Annotated in this window: 21 protein-coding genes; 8 read left to right on the top strand and 13 right to left on the bottom strand. The window is 62.8% G+C overall.

The features are described from left to right. Nucleotides 1-42: 42 nt before the first annotated feature. Entirely contained in the window at nucleotides 43-2,019 is a 1,977-nt protein-coding gene (gene thrS / locus ACWGS8_RS31435; protein WP_454584586.1) for a threonine--tRNA ligase, read from the bottom strand. A gap of 208 nt (nucleotides 2,020-2,227) precedes the next feature. On the opposite strand from thrS, the gene ACWGS8_RS31430 reads away from it, so the two are divergent. After that, the gene (locus ACWGS8_RS31430) at nucleotides 2,228-3,124 is read left to right on the top strand and encodes an SAM-dependent methyltransferase (protein ID WP_454584585.1); all 897 of its coding nucleotides are present in this window, start codon (nucleotides 2,228-2,230) and stop codon (nucleotides 3,122-3,124) included. A gap of 57 nt (nucleotides 3,125-3,181) precedes the next feature. Here ACWGS8_RS31430 and blaOXA read toward each other — a convergent pair whose 3' ends face one another. Both blaOXA and yidD read right to left on the bottom strand, forming a co-directional pair. After that, entirely contained in the window at nucleotides 3,182-4,009 is an 828-nt protein-coding gene (gene blaOXA / locus ACWGS8_RS31425) for a class D beta-lactamase (protein WP_454584584.1), read from the bottom strand. 148 nt (nucleotides 4,010-4,157) lie between these two features. Further along, entirely contained in the window at nucleotides 4,158-4,532 is a 375-nt protein-coding gene (yidD, locus tag ACWGS8_RS31420; protein WP_454584583.1) for a membrane protein insertion efficiency factor YidD, read from the bottom strand. Nucleotides 4,533-4,864: 332 nt separating this feature from the next. Here yidD and ACWGS8_RS31415 point away from each other — a divergent pair, with 332 nt between their 5' ends. After that, nucleotides 4,865-5,782 carry a LysR substrate-binding domain-containing protein gene (locus ACWGS8_RS31415; RefSeq protein ID WP_454584582.1) on the top strand — a complete coding sequence of 306 codons (918 nt, stop codon included), beginning with the start codon at nucleotides 4,865-4,867 and terminating at the stop codon, nucleotides 5,780-5,782. Between the two features lie 25 nt (nucleotides 5,783-5,807). Here ACWGS8_RS31415 and ACWGS8_RS31410 read toward each other — a convergent pair whose 3' ends face one another. Together ACWGS8_RS31410 and ACWGS8_RS31405 are read right to left on the bottom strand one after the other, a co-directional pair. Continuing rightward, nucleotides 5,808-6,140, bottom strand: coding sequence for a hypothetical protein (locus ACWGS8_RS31410; RefSeq protein WP_454584581.1), 333 nt, complete (start codon nucleotides 6,138-6,140; stop codon nucleotides 5,808-5,810). 163 nt (nucleotides 6,141-6,303) lie between these two features. Next, entirely contained in the window at nucleotides 6,304-6,750 is a 447-nt protein-coding gene (locus ACWGS8_RS31405) for an iron-sulfur cluster assembly scaffold protein (RefSeq protein ID WP_454584580.1), read from the bottom strand. A 239-nt stretch (nucleotides 6,751-6,989) separates the two neighbouring features. On the opposite strand from ACWGS8_RS31405, the gene folE reads away from it, so the two are divergent. The 4 genes from folE to ACWGS8_RS31385 all read left to right on the top strand — a co-directional run bounded on the left by folE (nucleotide 6,990) and on the right by ACWGS8_RS31385 (nucleotide 9,961). After that, nucleotides 6,990-7,625, top strand: a complete 636-nt coding sequence (folE, locus tag ACWGS8_RS31400) for a GTP cyclohydrolase I FolE (protein WP_454584579.1) — start codon at nucleotides 6,990-6,992, stop codon at nucleotides 7,623-7,625. 90 nt (nucleotides 7,626-7,715) lie between these two features. Continuing rightward, complete coding sequence (hisI, locus tag ACWGS8_RS31395; protein WP_454584644.1) at nucleotides 7,716-8,177, top strand: phosphoribosyl-AMP cyclohydrolase; 462 nt, start codon at nucleotides 7,716-7,718, stop codon at nucleotides 8,175-8,177. Nucleotides 8,178-8,261: 84 nt separating this feature from the next. Beyond that, complete coding sequence (locus ACWGS8_RS31390) at nucleotides 8,262-9,233, top strand: patatin family protein (protein ID WP_454584578.1); 972 nt, start codon at nucleotides 8,262-8,264, stop codon at nucleotides 9,231-9,233. Nucleotides 9,234-9,394: 161 nt separating this feature from the next. Continuing rightward, nucleotides 9,395-9,961 (top strand): dihydrofolate reductase family protein, encoded by a 567-nt coding sequence (locus ACWGS8_RS31385; RefSeq protein ID WP_454584577.1) that lies wholly within the window; start codon nucleotides 9,395-9,397, stop codon nucleotides 9,959-9,961. A gap of 12 nt (nucleotides 9,962-9,973) precedes the next feature. Here ACWGS8_RS31385 and recJ read toward each other — a convergent pair whose 3' ends face one another. From recJ to ACWGS8_RS31345, 8 genes are all read right to left on the bottom strand, one after another. Then, a complete protein-coding gene (recJ, locus tag ACWGS8_RS31380; RefSeq protein WP_454584576.1) occupies nucleotides 9,974-11,755 on the bottom strand; it encodes a single-stranded-DNA-specific exonuclease RecJ in 1,782 nt (593 codons plus the stop codon). Nucleotides 11,756-11,945: 190 nt separating this feature from the next. Beyond that, nucleotides 11,946-12,170 carry a DUF6434 domain-containing protein gene (locus ACWGS8_RS31375; protein WP_454584575.1) on the bottom strand — a complete coding sequence of 75 codons (225 nt, stop codon included), beginning with the start codon at nucleotides 12,168-12,170 and terminating at the stop codon, nucleotides 11,946-11,948. A gap of 72 nt (nucleotides 12,171-12,242) precedes the next feature. Continuing rightward, nucleotides 12,243-13,226 (bottom strand): class II fructose-bisphosphatase, encoded by a 984-nt coding sequence (glpX, locus tag ACWGS8_RS31370; RefSeq protein WP_010909766.1) that lies wholly within the window; start codon nucleotides 13,224-13,226, stop codon nucleotides 12,243-12,245. A gap of 204 nt (nucleotides 13,227-13,430) precedes the next feature. Continuing rightward, complete coding sequence (locus ACWGS8_RS31365; RefSeq protein ID WP_010909767.1) at nucleotides 13,431-13,598, bottom strand: Thivi_2564 family membrane protein; 168 nt, start codon at nucleotides 13,596-13,598, stop codon at nucleotides 13,431-13,433. 70 nt (nucleotides 13,599-13,668) lie between these two features. Then, nucleotides 13,669-14,028, bottom strand: a complete 360-nt coding sequence (locus tag ACWGS8_RS31360) for a hypothetical protein (RefSeq protein WP_454584574.1) — start codon at nucleotides 14,026-14,028, stop codon at nucleotides 13,669-13,671. A 116-nt stretch (nucleotides 14,029-14,144) separates the two neighbouring features. After that, nucleotides 14,145-15,458: a homoserine dehydrogenase gene (locus ACWGS8_RS31355; protein ID WP_454584573.1), complete on the bottom strand. Its 1,314-nt coding sequence runs from the start codon at nucleotides 15,456-15,458 to the stop codon at nucleotides 14,145-14,147. Nucleotides 15,459-15,496: 38 nt separating this feature from the next. Then, on the bottom strand, nucleotides 15,497-16,714 hold the full coding sequence (locus ACWGS8_RS31350) for an LL-diaminopimelate aminotransferase (protein ID WP_454584572.1): 1,218 nt from the start codon (nucleotides 16,712-16,714) through the stop codon (nucleotides 15,497-15,499). 45 nt (nucleotides 16,715-16,759) lie between these two features. Further along, a complete protein-coding gene (locus ACWGS8_RS31345) occupies nucleotides 16,760-17,032 on the bottom strand; it encodes a hypothetical protein (protein WP_454584571.1) in 273 nt (90 codons plus the stop codon). Between the two features lie 221 nt (nucleotides 17,033-17,253). Between ACWGS8_RS31345 and ACWGS8_RS31340 the strand changes: the two genes are divergently transcribed. Both ACWGS8_RS31340 and ACWGS8_RS31335 read left to right on the top strand, forming a co-directional pair. After that, a complete protein-coding gene (locus ACWGS8_RS31340) occupies nucleotides 17,254-19,089 on the top strand; it encodes a PHA/PHB synthase family protein (RefSeq protein ID WP_454584570.1) in 1,836 nt (611 codons plus the stop codon). Nucleotides 19,090-19,303: 214 nt separating this feature from the next. Further along, a complete protein-coding gene (locus tag ACWGS8_RS31335; RefSeq protein WP_454584569.1) occupies nucleotides 19,304-20,554 on the top strand; it encodes a YcbK family protein in 1,251 nt (416 codons plus the stop codon). The last annotated feature ends 386 nt before the right edge of the window (nucleotides 20,555-20,940 follow it).

The raw sequence follows: 20,940 nt of genomic DNA, 5'->3' as shown, positions 1-20,940 counted from the left end.
GGCGGTGGATCGCTCCACCGCCATTCCTGGGAACCATGCGGATCAGGCAGCGCGTTTGCGCCTGCGGTCCGGCGTAACCGCTTCTTCGGTCAGTTGCGCGATCGCCTCGGCAAGGCCAAGCGATTCCTGGTCGCGCGAGCCGAGCCGGCGGATATTGACCGTCTGTTCCTCCGCCTCGCGTTTGCCGCAGACGAGGATCACCGGCACCTTGGCCAGCGAGTGTTCGCGGACCTTGTAGTTGATCTTCTCGTTGCGCAGGTCGGCTTCAGCCAAAAGACCGGCGGCTTTCAGTTTTGCCACGACCTCGGTCGCGTAGCCGTCCGCCTCGGAGGTGATCGTTGCCACCACCACCTGCAGTGGCGCGAACCACAGCGGGAAATGGCCGGAATAATTCTCGATCAGGATGCCGAGGAAACGCTCCATCGAACCGCAGATGGCGCGGTGCACCATGACCGGCTGCTTCTTCTCCGAATCGGAGCCGATGTAGAAGGCGCCAAAGCGTTCCGGCAGGTTGAAATCGACCTGCGTGGTGCCGCACTGCCATTCGCGGCCGATGGCGTCCTTCAACACATATTCGAACTTCGGACCGTAGAAGGCGCCCTCGCCCGGATTGATCGAGGTCTTGATTCGGTTGCCGGACCGCGTCCTGATCGTCTCCAGCACGCTGCCCATGATCGCCTCGGCATGATCCCACGCCTCGTCTGTGCCGACACGCTTGTCGGGCCGCGTCGACAGCTTGACGCTGATTTCATCGAAGCCGAAATCGGCATAGGTCGACAGGATCAGATCGTTGATGCGCAGGCATTCCGACGCCAATTGTTCCTCGGTACAGAAGATATGCGCATCATCCTGCGTGAAGCCGCGCACGCGCATCAGCCCGTGCAGCGCGCCCGACGGTTCATAGCGATGCACATTGCCGAATTCTGCAAGTTTTACGGGCAGATCGCGATAGGACTTCAACCCATGCTTGAAAATCTGCACATGGCCCGGGCAGTTCATCGGCTTCAGCGCGAAGACGCGGTCGTCATCGGTGTCGTCGCCGGCGACCGTGACCTTGAACATGGCGTCGCGATACCAGCCCCAGTGGCCTGACGTTTCCCACAGGCTCTTGTCGAGCACCTGCGGCGCGTTGACCTCCTGGTAGCCCTGCTCGTCGAGGCGGCGTCGCATGTAGTTGACCAGGTTCTGGAACATCTTCCAGCCCTTGGCGTGCCAGAAGACGACGCCCGGCCCCTCTTCCTGGAAATGGAAGAGGTCCATCTCGCGGCCAAGCTTGCGGTGGTCGCGCTTCTCGGCCTCCTCCAGCATCGTCTGGTAGGCTTCAAGCTGCGCCTGGTCGGCCCAGGCCGTGCCGTAGATGCGCGTCAGCATCGGATTGTTCGAGTCGCCGCGCCAATAGGCACCGGCCACCTTCATCAGCTTGAAGGCATTGCCGATCTGGCCGGTCGAGGCCATGTGCGGACCGCGGCAGAGATCGAACCAGTCGCCTTGCGCGTAGATCTTGAGATCCTGATCCTCGGGAATGGCGTCGATCAGTTCGAGCTTGTAACGCTCGCCCTTGTCGGCGAACACCTTTTTCGCCTTGTCGCGCGACCAGACTTCCTTGGTGAACGGCTTGTTGCGCGCGATGATCTCGCGCATCTTCTTCTCGATCACCGGGAAGTCGTCCGGCGTGAACGGCTCGTTGCGGGCGAAGTCGTAGTAGAATCCGTTCTCGATCACCGGTCCGATGGTCACCTGCGTCCCCGGCCACAATTCCTGCACGGCCTCCGCCAGCACGTGCGCGGTGTCGTGACGGATAAGCTCAAGCGCGCGCGCATCGTCGCGGGTGATGATCTCGACCTTGCCGGACTTGCCGAGCGGGTCGGAGAGGTCGCGCACCGTACCGTCAATGGCATAGGCGACGGCCTTCTTGGCCAGCGACTTCGAGATCGATTCGGCAAGGCCGGCACCGGTCATCGCCGCGTCGTATTCGCGGACGGAGCCGTCGGGAAATGTCAGGGAAACGGAATTCAGCATATGGTTCTCCTATCCAGTCCCGCAAACGAGCGCGGGTGGTTGAAATGCCTGTCGCCCAAAAGTGTATGGCGATATTGGGGTTACGACATGCATAAGATAAAGCCGGATGCGCCAATCACGGGCAAACGGCAGCGGGCGGGTTTTAGAGGCAGTGCCGCGTCAGGTAAAGAGTTCTGACTGGCCCGGCCGTCAGGAAATGTCGGCAGAGATGTCGCAGACCCGGCGCCCAGGCTTGCGCACATCACCGCAATCGTCTGGAATTGTCGATATGGAAAACACAACACCCAGCCGAACCGCCCTTGGCGTCGCCCGCATGAGGGCTCTGCATCAATTCTCACCGCAGGCAGGGTTGTTTCGCGATCCCTACGCGATTGCGATTCTGGGTGAAGCCGCTCCCGCGGCGCAGGAGCTTGAGCAGGAAGACGAGCGCCGCCAGCGCATGCGCCTGTTCGTGGCGGCGCGCGCCCGCTTCGCCGAGGACTGGCTGGCGGCGGCGGTACGTCGCGGTGTCCGCCAACTCGTCGTACTTGGCGCCGGCCTCGATACCTTTTTGCTGCGCAATCCGTATCGCGACCTCAGCGTGTTCGAAGTCGATCACCCGGCCACGCAAGCCTGGAAACGCAAATGCATTGCCGATAGCGGTCTTGCCGAGCCCGCCGCGACAAGATTCGTGCCGGTCGATTTCGAGCGGCAAAGCCTGTCCGCGGAACTGGCCGCGGCCGGCCTGCAGTCGATCGCGCCGGCCTTCTTCATCTGGCTGGGGGTCGTGCCCTACCTGACGAAGGAAGCGATCTTCAACACGTTGACCTGGATCGCTGGCTTTCCGGGCTCGGAGGTCGTGTTCGACTACAGCGAACCGGTTGAGAACCGCGACGCGGCGGGACAGGCCGCGCTGGCCTTCCATGCGGCGCGCGTCGCGTCTGTCGGAGAGCCATGGATCAGCTTCTTTGTTCCGACCGAGCTGGCGAAATCCCTGGGTGAGCTCGGCTTCGATGAGATCGAAGATATCGAGAGCGGCGATATCGCCGCCCGTTTTTCCGATGCCCCGAAGGGAATGACGAACACTTCCGGCGGCCATATCATCCGCGCGCGTCGAAGCGCCTAAGCAATTCCAGGAAAAGTGTACGGCGGTTTTCCGTCCGGAATTGCGTAGAAACCAAACTCATTTCACCAGCAGCGGCACGTCTTTCAGAAACGCCGCCCGCGTCTTGAGGCCTTTTGGCATATCGGTGCGGGTGGCATCGACGACCAGGCGGGCAAAGACGATCTGCTGGCCATCCTTATTCGCCCAGCCGACGAACCAGCCAAGCGAACGCTTATCCCTGATCTTGTCGGCATCGTTGGCGAGCCTTGTGCTGCCGGTCTTGCCTTGCACCGTCCAGCCTCCGGCCTGGAATGTCGGGATGATGGCTGTTGTCATGTCGTAGGCCTTGGCCGAGACCGGCAATTTGCGGGCCAGCAGCTTGCGCAGGAAATCGACCTGCTCGACCGGCGTGATCCTGAGCGAGGAGTTCACCCAGGAATGGCTCAGGCCGTCATTCTTGCCGAGATTGCCGGAAACGTCTTTGTTGCCATAGTCGAGTTTTGATACATAGCCGGCGAAATTCTCAGCTCCAAGCCGGCGCGTAATCTCGCGCGAATACCAGATAATCGAATCGCGTTCCCAGATCACCGGATCGACAGTCTTCTGATCCCGCTTCACCGCATCGAATTCGGGTTTGTAGTCCCAGCTCGGCGTGTGCTCGTCGCTCAGGATGCCGGCGTCATAGCCGATCAGCGAAAGCGGCACCTTGAACGTCGAAGCCGGGCTGAACCGCTGGTCGCAGGTGCCGTCCTGATAAAGCACCTTGCCGCTCGCCGCATCGGCGATCAGCGTGCACTGCACGTCCCCAAGCGGCGCAGATTGCGCGCGCATCGGGAAGCCCAGCAGCCAGGCGAGCAGGAAGAGGACTCCAGCCAGGATAAAGGGAAGACGGTCGATGTTACGCATTGATGCTCGCTCCAGAGGGGTGTTCGCGAGCGGGCTTAGCGAGGTCTCTTGTCTCGATTTTGTCTCAAATGCGCAGTCTTTGTGCAGGCTTGCGTTAACCCTACCGGATCGTAAACGTGCGGCGCCGGCCGTTGCGTGGCCGGCGCCGTCATGCCTGTGTTCCAGCGCGCTTTCTGCCGATCCGCCAGTACCGCCAGGGCATGAACCAGACATAACGGTCCGCCAGCACTTCCGGCACCAGATCGATGCCATGCGTGCCGAAGGGTCCGCAGCGCAGCACGCGGAAAAATCCTATCCAGCCGCCGGCCCATAGGCCATGGCGGGCAATCGCCTCATGCGCGTATTCGGAACAGGTCGGCAGATGCCGGCAGGAATTGCCGACGAAACCGGATAAAGTCAGCTGGTAGAGACGTACGAACGACGTCCCGATGAGACGGCCAGGAGTCTTGCGCCATGGGCCGGGCCAGTTGCGGCCACGCCCTGGTGGTCTGGCGCTATGCGCATGCCCATGATGGTCGCGCACCGCTGTCTCCGTATCGCGTTTCCCACGCGATAGATGTGAGCTCCGGCTGGAGAACGCAATCCCCGTCGCCATCCTCTGTGCTGTCATGGGCGGGAGCGACGAAACGGTTGCCTGTCAACCGGAGGCGCCCAGCGGCCGGGGCGGACCGGCTCTCCGCTGCGTTTTGCATGGTGTCTGTCGTCACGCCATTGGAATGTTACGATCCGCATGACATCGCCAAAGATGCTCAGGACCTGGATCATGGTCGGTCTCCTTTGACGCGATTAGACAGCCGCTGGCCTTGGCCTTCAAACGAGTATAATTTCCACTTCGGATAATCCTGGGTTATGCGAATGAAGCGCGGGCGCCTGCCGTTGACGGCATTGAGAAGTTTCGAGGCGGCGGGCCGGCACCTGAGCTTCAGCAAGGCCGCCGAGGAGCTTTTCGTTTCCCAGGCGGCGATCAGCCGCCAGATCCGCGAGCTTGAAACCTTCCTGCGCCAGCCCTTATTCGAACGTCACCATCGCCGCGTCGAACTGACCGACAGCGGCCGGCGGCTGCTTGATCAGCTTGTCAGAAGTTTCGACGTCATCGATCGGCTGCTCGGCGAATTGGTGGCAGCCCCGGCGCAGTCAGTGGTTCGTGTCAGCGTCGAGCCGTCGCTTGCCTCCGTGTGGCTGGTGCCCCGGCTCAACCGGTTTCGCCAGTTGCGGCCCGATATCGACGTGTCCCTCGAAGTCGATGCCAGGCCGATCGAATTCCGCAGCGATCAACCCGAGCTCGCCTTGCGCTTCAGCGCCAACGCGACCTCCTGGCCCCGCAGCCAGGCAGAGCGGCTTGCCTCCACAGTCGATTCACCGGTTCTGTCGCCGGCGCTGCTCGCCTCGGGCCCTCCCCTCGAGCAGCCGATCGACCTTGCCCGCTACACACTTTTGCATGAGGAAAATCGCCAGGGCTGGACGCGCTGGTTCGAAGCCGCCGGCGTGCCCGCCGATGCCGTGCCCGCGCGGGGGCCGATGCTGGCGGATATATCGCTTTCAAAGCAGGCCGCCCTGCTCGGACATGGCGTGGCGCTGGGCGATATCTTGCAGATCGGCAACGAGCTCGAAACCGGCGCGCTGATCAAGCCGTTCGACATTGACGTCGCGTCTGGCGCCTACTGGCTGGTGGCAAGGAGCTTGAAGGAGCTTTCCGAGCCGGCCACCGCGTTCGCCGACTGGGTCAGAAGTGAATTTGCCGAAAGCAGACGGACACTGGAAGCAAAGGTCTAAGCCGGTTCCCGGGCCGAGCCTCCCACTACCTTGCCTTTTTGTATTTTTCGAGGAGCTTGTCGATGTCGTTTACCCTGACCGCCGGAGGCCTGTCCGTTGTGTCCTGTGCCGGTCGGAATGTGAGGACGACCTCGCGCCACAGATGATAATGGGCCGCGTAAGGCATCAGCCCGGAAAATGGCGCGCAGCGCGTGATTGCCCGCACGGCGGCTTCGACAACCTTGTCTCGTAGTGGTTTCAAGGGGTCGAGGATCTTTGGTGGACCGGCAAGCGAACCGTCCTTGTTCAAGCTGATCCGCACGCGCGCAACGCTTGTGGCATCTGCAGGCACTGCCCAACAGGCCTGGATAGCCTTCATGAGATAGTCGTGAATATTCCACGTGACTGCCACGTCGGCCCGGCTTGAGCCGCTGCTCACACGAGTGCGCCGGCAAGGCTGCAAACGAACATCATTCCCTTGAGAGAACTGTGTCGCGGGTTGCCGCTAAGTCCGCGCATCGTGAAAAGCGGAAATGGCAAGGTCAGGCTGCTTGTTCGGCCCGCTTCTTCTCGATCTGGCCTATGGCGTCGACCACGGCGTCGAAGGTCAGCATGGTCGAGGCATGCCGTGCCTTGTAGTCGCGCACCGGTTCGAGGTACTTCAGGTCGGAGAAGCGGCCTTCCGGCGGCGCGCCGTTCTCCTTCAGCATCTTCAGCATGGTGTCGCGCACCGTACGCAACTCCTCGGCGCTCGCGCCGACGACATGCTGTGCCATGATCGAGGACGACGCCTGGCCGAGCGCGCAGGCCTTCACGTCATGGGCGAAGTCGGTGACCACGCCGTCCTCCATCTTGAGATCGACGGTAACGGTCGAACCGCACAGCTTGGAATGCGCCTTGGCGGTCGCGTCCGGATGATCGAGCCGGCCGATGCGGGCGATGTTTCCGGCAAAACCGAGAATTTTCGCGTTGTAGACATCGTTGATCATTATTTTCCAATCCGTCGCCGCCAAGCGAACAGCGATTGCCGCTGCTGCGTCTTCCTTTCGCTCGCTACGACCTTATATAATGCTGGCAGTCCGGTAACGACAAGGCGATGAGCGCCGCTGTCCCGGCCGGGAAGTTCACGCCGCTTACGGGGCTGGAAACAGGGCGAGTTTCCGACACCGAAAGGTCGTGGTCCGTTCAACTCGTTCCTCCCTGAGAGGAACTACGGGAGACGCCTTTTATGGATGCCGTCATCAAGAAATTCATGCCCCAGTCCGCCTATATGGAAAAGCCGGTCACCGACCGACCGAGCGAAGCCGAGGTCGAGGCGGCCGTGCGCACATTGCTGCGCTGGACCGGCGACAACCCGGACCGCGAGGGGCTGATCGACACGCCCAAGCGCGTAGCCAAGGCCTTCCGCGAAATGTTCGGCGGCTACGACATGTGCCCGGCCGAGGAACTCGGCCGCACCTTCGAGGAGGTCGCCGGCTACGACGATCTCGTCATCGTCAAGGATATTCACTTCCATTCGCATTGCGAGCACCACATGGTGCCGATCATCGGCAAGGCACATGTCGGCTATCTGCCGGATGGCAAGGTCGTCGGCCTGTCGAAGATCGCGCGTGTCGTCGATATCTTCGCCCATCGCCTGCAGACGCAGGAAGCGCTGACCGCGCAAATCGCCGGCGTCATCCAGGACGTGCTCAACCCGCGCGGCGTCGCCGTCATGATCGAGGCCGAGCACATGTGCATGGCCATGCGCGGCATCCGCAAGCAGGGCTCCGCCACCCTCACCTCCACCTTCACCGGCGTTTTCAAGGACACGCCCGAGGAGCAGGTTCGGTTCGTCACCATGGTTCGCGGCGGTGGGGCATAACGTCTAGGCCGATATCGCTAGGCCATGATTCCGAAAAACGCGGACCGGTTTTCGGGTAAGATCATGGTCAAACAGGAAGATACACCGGCGATGTCGGCACTGGAATTTCCCAAAGCTCCGTCAGACAAGAAAGCCTTGGAGGAAGGCGCGGTGTTCTCACCAGGCTTCGACCCTGCTGGCCTTGTCACCGTCGTCGTCACCGACGCTGAAGACGGCATGCTCCTGATGGTCGCGCATATGAATGCCCAGGCACTTGCGCTGACGCTGGAAACAGGCATCGCCCATTACTGGTCGCGCTCGCGCAACGCGCTTTGGAAGAAGGGCGAAACCTCAGGCAATTTCCAGCACGTCGTCGAGATGCGCACCGACTGCGATCAGGATGCATTGTGGCTGCGCGTCAAAGTGTTGGGCCACGACGCAACCTGTCACACTGGCCGGCGTTCATGCTTTTATCGGACGGTGGGGCTTGTCGACGGCAAGGGGACGCTTGTTGACGACGGCAGCAAGCCGCTGTTCGATGCGGAAATCACCTATCGGAAACCATCGTCTTGAACCTTCTGCCTCACGCCGACCACACAGATTCATCATTTCGATACGGCCTGTCCGTATATTAGTCTTGGGACAAGGGAGATCATGATGCTCGAGTGGGCGTCATTGCGGAACAGACCGGATGTCAGGGAGGCCAACGGCCTGACCTCTTCCGGCGGCGCATCCGAAACGAAATCTTCCAAGAAGACAGGCATTTCGCTCGCTTTGGGCGGCGGTTGCGCAAGAGGCTGGGCTCATATCGGCGTGTTGCGCGCACTCGATGAAGCCGGCATCGAGGTGTCGATGATCGCGGGCACCTCCATCGGCGCACTGGTCGGCGGCTGTTATCTCGCCGGCAAACTGGATGAGCTCGAAGAGTTCGCCCGCAGCCTCACCAAGCGGCGCATTTTCGGCCTGCTCGATCTCAATCTGCGCGGCAGCGGCCTGTTCGGCGGCATGAAACTCGATGCCCGCCTGCGTGAGCATGTGGCGGGCGTCCGCTTCGAGGACCTAGCCAAGCCGTTCGTCGCAGTCACGTCCGAAATCCGCACCGGCCACGAAATCTGGCTGTCGAGCGGCTCACTGATTACCGCCATGCGCGCATCCTACGCATTGCCTGGCGTGTTCGAGCCGGTGAATTGCAACGGCCGCGTGCTGGTCGATGGCGCATTGGTCAATCCGGTGCCGGTGTCGGTCTGCCGCGCCTACGAGCAGCCGCTCGTCGTGGCGGTCAACCTTCACTACGATCTGTTCGGCCGCGCCGCCGTCATCAAGCACAGCGCCGGCGAGCTGGTCATCGAAAAGGATGCGCCGCGGCCCGGCCAGATCGGCGCGGAGCACCAGTCGCATCAGACGCGGCTCGGCATCACCGGCGTCATGGTCGAGGCCTTCAACATCATCCAGGACCGCATCTCGCGCGCCAGGTTGGCCGGCGATCCGCCCGACATGTCGCTGCAGCCCAAACTCAGCCATATCGGCCTCACCGAATTCCATCGTGCCGACGAGGCAATCCAGCTCGGCTATCAGGCGACGATGGCGCAGATCGGCGAACTGACCCGGCTGCAGACCGTTCTCGCCTGAGGCCAGCCACCCTCTGAAAAACACCGTGCGTTGCGTCCCATCGACGGGGCGATGCCGCACCCTTGATGCGTGGCGGTAATGTCATTTGCCCAGCTGTGAAAATCTGATTGTAAAATGCAATTGGTTATGCTGGCCTGTGCTCCTTACACGGAGGCATACTGATGGCCAAAATCGTCTATTCCATGCTCACCTCTTTGGATGGTTATATCGCCGGGCCGGACGGGGACATTGGCTTGCCGGTCCCCGAGACGGAGCTGCATCAGCATTTCAATGACATTATGCGGCAGGCTTCAGCTATCCTTGCCGGGCGGCGGATGTACGAGACGATGCGCTTCTGGGACAGCCCTGACCGCGAGACCGGCGCCACCGAGGTCGAGCGGGACTTTGCCCGCGCCTGGCGAGAGACGCCGAAGATCGTGTTCTCGACCACGCTTCGCCAGGTCGGGCCTAACGCCCGGTTGGTGAATGGCAATGCCGAAGCCATGGTGAAATCCCTCAAGACGGAGACGGATGGCCTCGTCATCCTCGGTGGTGCCGATCTTGCCGCCTGCCTGGCGCGAGCCAGTCTCATCGACGAATATCGGCTCTATATGCACCCGGTCGTGCTGGGAGGCGGCAAGGCATACTTCCAGTCCGGCCTGGCGCTGGCGTTGGAGCCGCTTGGCACGGAAAGCCTGCCCCAAGGCGTGACGCTGCTGCGTTATGCGCCGGCAAACCAAGCCGCATAGATACTGACGCAGCTACGCCCGCGCCGCATCGACGATGCGGAATTGCACCGTGCGGTTGCCATTCCAGTAATTGCCCGACAGCGAGCCGGCGACATGCACGCTCTTGCCCCGGTTCTTGAACAGGAATTCGCCAAGCACCGTATCGACGGCACGAAAGGCGATCGCCTGGATGCGGCCGCCGCTATCCGACTGCAATTCGCAGCGTATATGGTTGGTGCCAACCGGCCTGGCGTCGGCCAGCCGATGGCGCGGCAGCACGAAGACCGGCGCGACGTGGCCGGCGCCAAAGGGGCCGGCCTTTTCCAGCGCGTCGAGCAGGCTGAGCGTCGCGCCTTCGGCCGCTAGCGCTCCGTCGATCGCCAGGCTCTCCTCATCCTGCAGCCGAAACACGTCGGCGGCCGCCCGCTCCTCGAAGAACGCCCTCAGCTCACCCAGCCTGGCGCGCTCCACCGTGATGCCGGCCGCCATGCCATGACCGCCACCCTTGACGATCAGCCCGGCATCGGCGGCTTCGCGCACCAGCCGCCCGAGGTCGAAGCCCGACACCGAGCGGCCCGAACCGGTGCCAATGCCCACAGCGTTGAAGGCGATGGCGAAAGCCGGCCGGCGCGCATGATCCTTCAACCTTGAGGCGAGCAGGCCGACGATGCCGGGATGCCAGTTGTTGCTGGCGGTGACGACAATCGCCGGGCCAGTGCCGCCACCAAGCTCGGCATCGGCCTCGGCACGCGCCGCGGCCAGCATCTCCTGCTCCATAAGCTGCCGCTCCTGGTTCAGCCGGTCGAGCGTCTCGGCGATGGTCCGGGCCTCGACCGGATCGTCCGTGGCGAGCAGCCGGCTGCCAAGTGCCGCATCGCCGATGCGCCCCCCGGCATTGATGCGCGGCCCGATCAGATAGGCGAGATGAAAGGTGCTGATAGGCTCGCCGACGCGGGAGACCCGCGCCAATGCGGCCAAGCCTTCATTCTTCTGCTGGCGCGCCATTTGCAGGCCCTTGACGACAAAGGCGCGGTTGACGCCGGTGAGCGGCACCACATCGCAAACGGTTGCCAACGCAACAAGATCGAGAAGGGAAAGCAGGTCGGGCGGCGCGACATCGCTCAGGCCACGCAGGATTTTTGCGGTCTGCACCAGGGCGAGGAAGACGACACCCGCGGCGCACAGATGCCCCTGCCCGGAAAGATCGTCGTCACGGTTTGGATTGACCACGGCAATCGCCGCCGGCAACGCGCCGCCGACCTGATGGTGGTCGAGCACCACGACATCGGCGCCGGCTTCATTGGCCGCATCGACGGAAATGGCACTGTTGGTGCCGCAATCGACGGTGACGATCAGTTTAGCCCCACGCGAGACCAGTTCGCGCATGGCGTCGGGATTGGGGCCGTAACCCTCGAAGATACGGTCCGGAATATAGATTTCCGACGGTATGGAGAAATGCGCCAGAAACCGCTTCAGCAAGGCTGACGAGGCAGCGCCGTCGACATCATAGTCGCCGAAGATTGCCACCTTTTCCCGCGCCATCACCGCCGCGGCGATGCGGGTGGCGGCCTTGTCCATTTCGGTCAGCGAGGCCGGATTGGGCAACAGGTCGCGGATCGTCGGGTCGAGGAAGCGCTCGGTCTCATCGGCGGTAACGCCGCGTCCGGCCAGAACGCGCGCGACGATGTCGGGCACGCCATGACCTTGCGCGATGGCAAGCGCGACCATGTCCTGCCGTTCGGTCAGCCGGTGCTCCCAGGAGAGACCGGTCGCCGACTGCCTGACATCGAGGAAAAGGCGCCTTTCGCCCATCATGCGCCCTGCCAATTCATGGTTGGCAGCAGGATAGTGCATATCGACCAAAATTGTGCAGCGGTTTTGGGGTAACGACATGCGCAAACGACAGCTTAAGGTGCTGCGCGTGGACGAGACGCGCTTCAGGGCCAAAGACAGGCAAAACCGGGCGGTTCGCGGCGGGTGGCGTCGCAGGAGAATTCAAGAGAAACTACGCTTTCCGCTTTTCAGCCTGGCGCCGGACCCATTCGTCGGCCGCGTCTCCCATCGTCTTTTCCCGGCCGTCCTTGAGCCAGGCCATGAAAGGCCGATCGAACCTGAACGTGTCGCCGCATTCGCGCGTGAAATAGCGGCGCACATTCTGGGTGTTGCGATAGGATTTCGTGATGGGCGTGGCACGCGAAATCAGATCCGCGTGCCAGTCGAACGCATTCATCGTCAATCCTTGCGCCACCAGGTTCAGATGCAGCCAAGGGCTAGCAACTGCGCTGCGGCTTCGCAAGGAGGCCTAGAACTTATCCAGATCCTGGTGCCGCGCCTTGATCTCGCGCACGGTCCGCGACGAGGAGCGCAGCACGATCGTGTGAGTGGTGATATAGGTGCGGCCGAATTTGACGCCGGCCAGCATGTTGCCGTCGGTGACGCCGGTGGCCGCGAACAGCACGTCGCCGCGCGCCATGTCTTCCGCATGATAAATCCGCTTCGGGTCGGAAATGCCCATCTTGGCGGCGCGCGCGACCTTTTCAGGCGTATCGAGGATCAGCCGGCCCTGCATCTGGCCGCCGGTGCAGCGCAATGCAGCCGCGGCCAGCACGCCTTCCGGGGCGCCGCCGGTGCCAAGATAGAGATCGATGCCGGTTTCCTCCGGGTCGGTGGTGTGGATGACGCCGGCGACGTCGCCATCGCCGATCAGACGGATCGCGGCTCCCGTGGCGCGCACGGCATCAATCAGCTTGGCGTGGCGCGGCCGGTCGAGGATGCAGGTGGTGATGTCGGACACCGCGACGCCCTTGGCCCGGGCGAGGCTCGCGATGTTCTCAGCCGGCGAAGCGTCGATATCGATGACGCCTTCGGCATAGCCTGGACCGATGGCGATCTTGTCCATATAGACGTCGGGCGCGAACAGCAGGCTGCCCTTCTCGGCGATGGCGATGACCGCAAGCGCGTTGGGCAGGTTCTTGGCGCAGATCGTCGTGCCTTCGAGCGGATCGAGCGCGATGTCGACCGCCGGTCCTTTGCCGGTGCCGACCTCCTCGCCGATATAGAGCATGGGCGCCTCGTCGCGTTCGCCCTCGCCGATCACCACCGTGCCCTTGATGGCAAGGCGGTTGAGCTCCTGGCGCATGGCGTCGACAGCGACCTGGTCGGCGGCCTTCTCGTCGCCGCGGCCGCGCAGCCTGGCGGCCGCGACCGCGGCCCTTTCGGTGACGCGCACCAGTTCCATGGTGAGTATCCGGTCAAGGCCGGCGACGATGTTCTGGGCCACATTCATGTTTGGCAAATCCTCGTTGGCGTACCGCCTCCCGCCGGAGGCGAGCCTGTTTTGTCAAACGAGCATGACAACGGCAAGACCTGCCGGATGTTTTATCGAAAGGTGAGCAATATCAATCGATTGAACCATATTCTCAACAAAATTGCAGCCCGGTCGGAAACGACCGGGCTGCTTTGAAGAAGCACTGAGTTTTGCCGTCGCGATCTAGAAAACCGCGAGATATCTGAGCAGCGAAATGATGCCGATGATGATAACGATGACCTGCACGATCTGCCGCATCCTGGCGTCGAGCGGCAGGCGCTGCACGAGATAGAGAACGAGAATGATGACGAGGAATGTGATCAGGATGCCGATCAACATGGATGAAGCCATGACGCCCTCCTTCAAATGAATTCCTGAAACGGGAAGACGAGCCGGCATTGCCGGCTCGTTACCGGCGCGCTCAATACCAGCGGCGCGACGTATCGTTGTTCATCGACTGGCCGACGGCAATCCCGGCCAGGAAGCCGAGCAGGCCGATCACGCCGACCAGGGCGGTCGTCGTGCCCGGGTTTTCGCGCGCGACTTCCGAAACCGCCTGGGCCTGGCTGCGCAGCTGTTGTGCCGTGCGCGATGCACGCGCCGCGGCCGTCTCATAGAAATCCGAAGCCTGCTCGCTGGCGTCATCGAGCATTTCCGCGCCCCGCGCCGAAATGCTCTTGTTGATCCTGGTGATCTCCTTGCGCAGTTCGGCGATCTGCTTTTCCAGCGTTTTCTGGATGTCGTCGATGGCTGGGGTGTCGGACTTGTTGGTATCGGCCATGAAGTGGTTCCCTTGCTCGCTGAACAAGAGAACGGCGCCGCAACGAATTCGTTCCGGCCGGTTGTGGCTGATCGCCATCGGGCCGACCGCAAGACCGGCGGTTACCCGGGACGAAGCTACCCTGCCCGCTCGATGCGGATGACCTGCGGCTTGTCGGTCAGGTGACCGTCCTTGGTGATGCCGTCGACGGCCTTGCGCACGGCGGCCTCGGTGGTCTCGTGGGTGACGAGGATTACCGTCTTCTGCGCCGCCGCCTCGCCGTTGACCGCATGCTGGACGATCGATTCCAGCGAAATATCGTTGTCGGCCATGCGTTTGGCGATCGCGGCGAAGACGCCGATGCGATCGTGCACGGTCAGCCGGATGAAGTAGCCACCTGCATGGCTGCGCATCTGCGCCTTCTTGTAGGGCCTGAGCTCCTTCGCCGGCCGGCCGAAGACCGGGCCATGCTGGAAGCCGGGCCGGCTCTTGGCGATGTCGGCAACGTCGCCGATGACGGCAGAGGCGGTGGCGTTGCCGCCGGCGCCAGGGCCGGAGAGCAGCAATTCACCAAGGATGTCGGTCTCGATCGCCACCGCATTGGTGACGCCATGCACTTGCGCGATGACGGAGGCGGTCGGCACCATGGTCGGGTGCACGCGCTGTTCGATGCCGCTTTCGGTGCGCTGGGCAACGCCGAGCAGCTTTATCCGGTAGCCGAGATCGCCGGCGGCGCGGATGTCGGCCTGGGTGATGTTGGAAATGCCTTCCATATAGATGTCGTTGGCGGCGATCTTCGTGCCGAAGGCAAGGCTGGTCAGGATCGACAGCTTGTGCGCGGTGTCATGCCCCTCGATGTCGAAGGTCGGATCGGCCTCGGCGTAGCCCAGCCGCTGCGCGTCCTTCAGGCAGGCATCGAACGAGATGCCCTCGGCCTCCATACGGGTCAAAATGTAGTTGCAGGTGCCGTTGAGAATGCCAAACACGCGGGTGACCGAATTGCCGGCCATCGCCTCGCGCATCGTCTTGATGACGGGAATGCCGCCCGCCACCGCCGCCTCGTAGTTGAGCAGCACGCCCTTCTTCTCGGCGATCTCGGCCAGCGCCACGCCGTGCTTGGCGAGCAGCGCCTTGTTGGCGGTGACGACGTGGCGGCCGGCTTCGAGCGCCGCCTTGACCGACAGGCGCGCCGGTCCTTCGTCGCCGCCGATGAGTTCGATGAACACGTCGATCTCGGCCGTCTGCGCCATCTTGACCGGATCGTCGAACCATTGTGCGGCGCTGACGTCGACGCCACGGTCGCGTTTCGGGTCGCGCGCCGAAACCGCCGACACGACGATGTCGCGCCCGCATTGCCGGGTCAGTTCCGCCGCCTTGTCGCGCAGCACCCGCGCCACTGATGCACCGACCGTGCCAAGTCCGGCAATTCCAACACGCAGAGCTTCAGCCATGGAAGGCGACGTCCCTCAAAATCAGATCGAATTTTTGCTTACCGGTGGGCGGACAGCGGCACCACATTGTTGGGCTGCTTGGCGCTGGTCGACAGGAAGCGCTTGATGTTGCGCGCCGCCTGGCGGATCCGGTGCTCGTTCTCCACCAGCGCCAGGCGCACGAAATCGTCGCCATGTTCGCCGAAGCCGACACCGGGAGCCACCGCCACATCGGCGTGCTCGATGAGCAGCTTGGAGAATTCGAGCGAGCCGAGATGCTTGAACGGTTCGGGGATCGGCGCCCAGGCGAACATCGAGGCGGCCGGGGCCGGGATGTGCCAGCCGGCGCGCCCGAAAGAATCGACCATCACGTCGCGGCGCTTGTGGTAGACCTCGCGCACCTCGGCGATATCGGCGCCGTCGCCATTGAGCGCATGGGCCGCCGCCACCTGGATCGGCGTGAAGGCGCCGTAGTCGAGATAGGACTTCACCCGGGTCAGCGCCGAGATCAGCCGCTCATTGCCGACGGCAAAACCCATGCGCCAGCCGGGCATGGAGAAGGTCTTCGACATCGAGGTGAACTCGACGCAGACATCGATGGCGCCGGGCACCTGCAGCACCGAAGGCGGTGGGTTGCCGTCGAAATAGATCTCCGAATAGGCAAGGTCGGACAGGATGATGATGTCGTTCTTCTTCGCGAACGCCACCACGTCCTTGTAGAAGTCGAGCGAGGCGACCAGCGCCGTCGGGTTCGACGGGTAGTTGAGGATCAGCGCCAGCGGCTTCGGGATCGAGTGACGGACACCGCGCTCAAGCGCCGGGATGAAACCGTCGTCCGGCTCGACCTGCAGCGAGCGGATGACGCCGCCGGACATGATGAAGCCGAAGGCATGGATCGGATAGGTCGGGTTCGGGCACAGGATGACGTCGCCAGGCGCGGTGATCGCCTGCGCCATGTTGGCGAAACCTTCCTTCGAGCCGAGCGTGGCCACCACTTGCGTGTCGGGGTTGAGCTTCACGCCGAAGCGGCGCTGATAATAGGCGGCCTGGGCGCGGCGCAGCCCGGGAATGCCGCGTGAGGAGGAATAGCGATGCGTGCGCGGATCGCGCACCACTTCGCACAATTTGTCGACGATGGCCTTGGGCGTCGGCAGGTCCGGATTGCCCATGCCGAGGTCGATGATGTCGGCGCCGCGCGAACGGGCGCTGGCCTTGAGCCGGTTGACCTGCTCGAACACGTAAGGCGGAAGCCGGCGGACCTTGTGAAACTCTTCCATGGCAGTTCCAGACAGCAAAAGGGGTATTGGGCGCGCGCTATATACTCATTTGCAGGTAGGGTCGAGGGCGGGATCGCATTTGCCTTCGATCTGCTTCAGCGCCTGCGGGCCATGTTTCGTGGCTAGGTCCGCCAGTGCCGCCTGATTGGCGACCGTGGCGCCGCCGCCGCTTTTTGCGCCCTGCGCGCTGCCGTCAGCCTTGAGTTCGGCGAGCTTGGCGTTCGTCTCGGCTGGCGTGAGCTGCTTGTTCGCCACTTTGGGCGGGATGTTGAGGTTCGGAAAGGTGCCGGTATCCTTTGGACCGGCATTCTCGGCCATCGGGACCGGAGCGCTGGTATTCGTGCTCGAACACCCGGCGATCCCCACAAGGACGATCGCCGCGCCGATGCGGCAAAACCGTGCGGCACCAAAAAAAACAGTCTCGCCAATATTATTCGTCATATTGTTTCCTTGGCAGCCGAGGTAGAGCGAGATTGGACCCTGTCGGATGTCCCATGTTAATATGTCAAGAAAACGCTTCGGGAGGAACCCCGCGAACCATGTCCAAAACACCCGATTCGGGCAAAACGGAAGATGACGAGCCTTCGACCGTCGAGCAATATCTGGTGAAGGATCCGGAGCGCTTCGCGTTGAACATGGCGCGCATGATCGAGCAGGCCGGCAAGGCGGCGTCCGCCTGGGCCGAACCGCGCGAGCGCGGCGAAGTGCGTGACCACGTCGCCGAGCCGGTCGTCGACATGGTCAAGACGTTTTCCAAACTCAGCGAATACTGGCTCGCCGACCCGCAGCGCGCGCTCGAAGCGCAGACGCGGCTGTTCGCCGGCTATATGACCGTATGGGCGAACGCCATCCAGCGCGTCAGCCCCAACGCCGAAGGCACCGACGACGCCGTCAAGCCGGAGCGTGGCGACAAGCGTTTCCAGGACCCGGAATGGGGCCGAAACGCCTTCTTCGATTTCCTCAAGCAGGCCTATCTCGTCACCTCGCGCTGGGCGTCCGAACTGGTCGAGCACGCCGAAGGTCTGGACGAGCACACCCGCCACAAGGCGAGCTTCTACGTCAAGCAGGTCTCCAATGCCATCTCGCCGTCGAATTTCATTCTGACGAACCCGGAACTGTTCCGCGAGACCGTCGCTTCCAATGGCGAGAACCTGGTGCGCGGCATGAAGATGCTGGCCGAGGACATCGCCGCCGGCAAGGGCGACCTGAAACTGCGCCAGGCCGACTATTCGCCCTTCGAGATCGGCAGGAACATCGCCACCACACCCGGCAAGGTGGTCGGCCGCAGCGATGTCGCCGAGATCATCCAGTATGATCCGGCGACCGCGACGGTGCTGAAACGCCCGCTGCTGATCTGCCCGCCCTGGATCAACAAGTTCTACATACTCGACCTCAATCCGCAGAAATCCTTCATCCGCTGGGCGATCGAGCAAGGGCACACCGTTTTCGTCATCTCTTGGATCAATCCGGACGAGCGCCACGGCGCCAAGAACTGGGAAGCCTATATCAGGGAAGGCCTGCAATACGGCCTCGACACCATCGAGCAGGCCACCGGCGAGCGCGACGTCAACGCGATCGGCTACTGCGTCGGCGGCACGCTGCTGGCGGCGGCCCTGGCACTGATGGCCAGGGAAGGCGACGACCGCATCAAGTCGGCGACCTTTTTCACCACGCAAGTCGACTTTACCTATGCCGGCGACCTGAAAGTCTTCGTCGACGAGGAACAGGTCGCGGCGGTGGAAAAGTCGATGAACGAAAAGGGCTATCTCGACGGCACCAAGATGGCGACCGCCTTCAACATGCTGCGCTCCGGCGACCTGATCTGGCCCTATGTCGTCAACAACTACATGCGCGGCAAGGATCCCCTGCCCTTCGACCTGCTCTACTGGAATGCCGACTCGACCCGCATGGCGGCGGCCAACCATTCCTTCTATCTGCGCAATTGCTATCTCGAGAACAACCTCTCGCGTGGCACGATGGAGCTGGCGGGGCATACGGTCTCGCTCGGCGATGTCACCATTCCGATCTACAACCTCGCCTCGCGGGAAGATCACATCGCGCCGGCGCTGTCCGTCTTCCTCGGCTCGAAATATTTCGGCGGCAAGGTCGAGTACGTGATGGCGGGATCGGGTCATATCGCCGGCGTCGTCAATCCGCCCGCATCCAACAAATACCAGTACTGGACCGGCGGCGCGCCGAACGGAGATTTCGGCGAGTGGGTGGCCAAGGCAACCGACCATCAGGGATCCTGGTGGCCGCACTGGCAAAGCTGGATCGAGGCCAAGGACAACACCCGCGTGCCTGCCCGCAAACCCGGCAAGCATATGAAAACCTTGGGCGATGCTCCCGGCAGCTATGTGAAGGTGCGTGTGTAACGGACTGTAATGTCTGGTGAGTTGACGGCTTGTCAAAAGCGAGCGAAATGGTGTCGTCAACCATCAAGCAGCCGCAATTCGGCAATCACTGCAAAAATACTTCCAGGCTTGCGGATTTGACACAGGTCTCGTTTCCGGATCGGAGACAAAGGTCACCTTGGACAGCGACTTCCAGTGCTGCCAAGGGCATACCGACCGGACATCGAGGGGGAATTTGACTTTGAAATCAGCAGGATGGAGCCTCGCAAAGGGAGAACGCCGCGTCATTTTGGCAGCGCTCTGCTCCGTGCTCCTGGCCTCCTGCACCTCGGCCGGCGACCCGACAATGTCAGTCGGAATGCCCGGCTACGCTGCCTCCGCCGCAGACGTCAACGCGGCCGCCACCGGCAAGCCCGTCGCCACCGCCGATTCGACATCTCAGACAACGGCCACGCAAACGACCGTGATGAGCGAGGGCGATACCGCGCTTCCCGAAAAAGTCGCCTACGTGCCGATAGCCAAGCCGCAAGCCGCGTTTCCGCTGATAACGCCGGCCGGCGCTGAATCGATCGCGGGACAAACACCGCAGGCCTTGCAGCAGCCGGCACAGACGGCGCAGCAGACCGACGCGGTCGCCCAGAAAATCGCCGCCGCCGATGCCGCGGTGACAACGCCAAAGCCGGCCGCGGCGCCGGTGATGAACAATCCGGTCTATGTGACCGCGGGTGAGCCGCCACAAGCCGAGGCGCCGAAGAAACGGGGCTTCCTGGCCTCGATGTTCGGCGCCACGCCCGCTTCGGCCACACCGGCTCCGCTGATCAACACGCGATCGGGTGAACAGCCGGCCGTGCAGGCCAAGCCTGCGGCGGCGGCAAAGCCGATCATCACTTTGGCCTCGGCCGACGCCACGGCAAAGCCGATACAGCTGGCCTCGACCGGTGATGACGCCGGTCATATCACCGGCAGTGATGCCTTGCCTGGCGTGCGCCAGACGGCGCTGTTCGAGATCAAGCGCAAATCCGGCCTCGACGACGAAAGCGACGTCGACCTCAATGAGGACGAGGGTCCAATCGGCGGCTCCTATCAGGTTGCGTCCGCCGCCGGCATGGCCCGGCTCGCGCCCAACGGCCTGCTGAAGCAGAACGAAAGCGTCGATGTCGCCTGCCTGAAGCCGTCGCTGGTGCGCGTGCTGAAGACGATCGAAGGCCATTACGGTCGCAAGATGATGGTCACGTCAGGCTACCGCGACCCTGCCCGCAACCGCCGCGCCAACGGCGCCAAGAATTCGCTGCACATGTACTGCGCTGCCGCCGACATCCAGGTGCCCGGCGTCTCCAAATGGGAGCTGGCGAACTACATCAGGACCATGCCCGGCCGCGGTGGCGTCGGCACCTATTGCCACACCGAATCGGTCCATGTCGACGTCGGCCCCGAGCGCGACTGGAACTGGCGCTGCCGCCGGCGCAGCGGCGGTGACGACGGCTAGGTGTGCACGCGCCTGGGCGGTCTTGTTGCCGGCCAATATTGTTCCGCCAAAATCGTTTCAGTGGACCATCCCCCAACATTTTGAGATTGGCCGACGCGCTCCCAACTTCGTCATCCACGGGCGGAGCAGGAGCGAAGCTCCGTCGCGGAGACCCTAGGATCCATTCCGTGACCTTGGTTGAAGAGCGCAGCGGAGCAGGATTCCGCACCGTCGCAGCGCTTCCGAGCCCCGGCATGGATTCTAGGGTCTGCGTCGCGTCGCTTCGCTTCTTGCTCCGCCCTAGAATGATGGGTGGACGGCCCCTTGCGGCATCGAATGTGCCAAGCTGGTCGTGTTGTTGAACCCCAGCGGAGGAGACCGTCCGTCATGCAAGCTATCAGATTTGG

This window comes from Mesorhizobium sp. 43Arga (assembly GCF_053714255.1).
The sequence above is the reverse complement of the archived record's forward strand: the minus strand, read 5'-3'. Positions and strand labels throughout refer to the sequence as shown.

What these genes read in the sequence shown, in the direction of transcription:
- thrS (WP_454584586.1), bottom strand. Translation starts at nt 2,019, where the DNA reads ATGCTGAATTCCGTTTCCCTGACATTTCCCGACGGCTCCGTCCGCGAA.
- ACWGS8_RS31430 (WP_454584585.1), top strand. Translation starts at nt 2,228, where the DNA reads ATGTCGCAGACCCGGCGCCCAGGCTTGCGCACATCACCGCAATCGTCT.
- blaOXA (WP_454584584.1), bottom strand. Translation starts at nt 4,009, where the DNA reads ATGCGTAACATCGACCGTCTTCCCTTTATCCTGGCTGGAGTCCTCTTC.
- ACWGS8_RS31415 (WP_454584582.1), top strand. Translation starts at nt 4,865, where the DNA reads ATGAAGCGCGGGCGCCTGCCGTTGACGGCATTGAGAAGTTTCGAGGCG.
- ACWGS8_RS31410 (WP_454584581.1), bottom strand. Translation starts at nt 6,140, where the DNA reads ATGAAGGCTATCCAGGCCTGTTGGGCAGTGCCTGCAGATGCCACAAGC.
- ACWGS8_RS31405 (WP_454584580.1), bottom strand. Translation starts at nt 6,750, where the DNA reads ATGATCAACGATGTCTACAACGCGAAAATTCTCGGTTTTGCCGGAAAC.
- folE (WP_454584579.1), top strand. Translation starts at nt 6,990, where the DNA reads ATGGATGCCGTCATCAAGAAATTCATGCCCCAGTCCGCCTATATGGAA.
- hisI (WP_454584644.1), top strand. Translation starts at nt 7,716, where the DNA reads ATGTCGGCACTGGAATTTCCCAAAGCTCCGTCAGACAAGAAAGCCTTG.
- ACWGS8_RS31390 (WP_454584578.1), top strand. Translation starts at nt 8,262, where the DNA reads ATGCTCGAGTGGGCGTCATTGCGGAACAGACCGGATGTCAGGGAGGCC.
- ACWGS8_RS31385 (WP_454584577.1), top strand. Translation starts at nt 9,395, where the DNA reads ATGGCCAAAATCGTCTATTCCATGCTCACCTCTTTGGATGGTTATATC.
- recJ (WP_454584576.1), bottom strand. Translation starts at nt 11,755, where the DNA reads ATGATGGGCGAAAGGCGCCTTTTCCTCGATGTCAGGCAGTCGGCGACC.
- ACWGS8_RS31375 (WP_454584575.1), bottom strand. Translation starts at nt 12,170, where the DNA reads ATGAATGCGTTCGACTGGCACGCGGATCTGATTTCGCGTGCCACGCCC.
- glpX (WP_010909766.1), bottom strand. Translation starts at nt 13,226, where the DNA reads ATGAATGTGGCCCAGAACATCGTCGCCGGCCTTGACCGGATACTCACC.
- ACWGS8_RS31365 (WP_010909767.1), bottom strand. Translation starts at nt 13,598, where the DNA reads ATGGCTTCATCCATGTTGATCGGCATCCTGATCACATTCCTCGTCATC.
- ACWGS8_RS31360 (WP_454584574.1), bottom strand. Translation starts at nt 14,028, where the DNA reads ATGGCCGATACCAACAAGTCCGACACCCCAGCCATCGACGACATCCAG.
- ACWGS8_RS31355 (WP_454584573.1), bottom strand. Translation starts at nt 15,458, where the DNA reads ATGGCTGAAGCTCTGCGTGTTGGAATTGCCGGACTTGGCACGGTCGGT.
- ACWGS8_RS31350 (WP_454584572.1), bottom strand. Translation starts at nt 16,714, where the DNA reads ATGGAAGAGTTTCACAAGGTCCGCCGGCTTCCGCCTTACGTGTTCGAG.
- ACWGS8_RS31345 (WP_454584571.1), bottom strand. Translation starts at nt 17,032, where the DNA reads ATGGCCGAGAATGCCGGTCCAAAGGATACCGGCACCTTTCCGAACCTC.
- ACWGS8_RS31340 (WP_454584570.1), top strand. Translation starts at nt 17,254, where the DNA reads ATGTCCAAAACACCCGATTCGGGCAAAACGGAAGATGACGAGCCTTCG.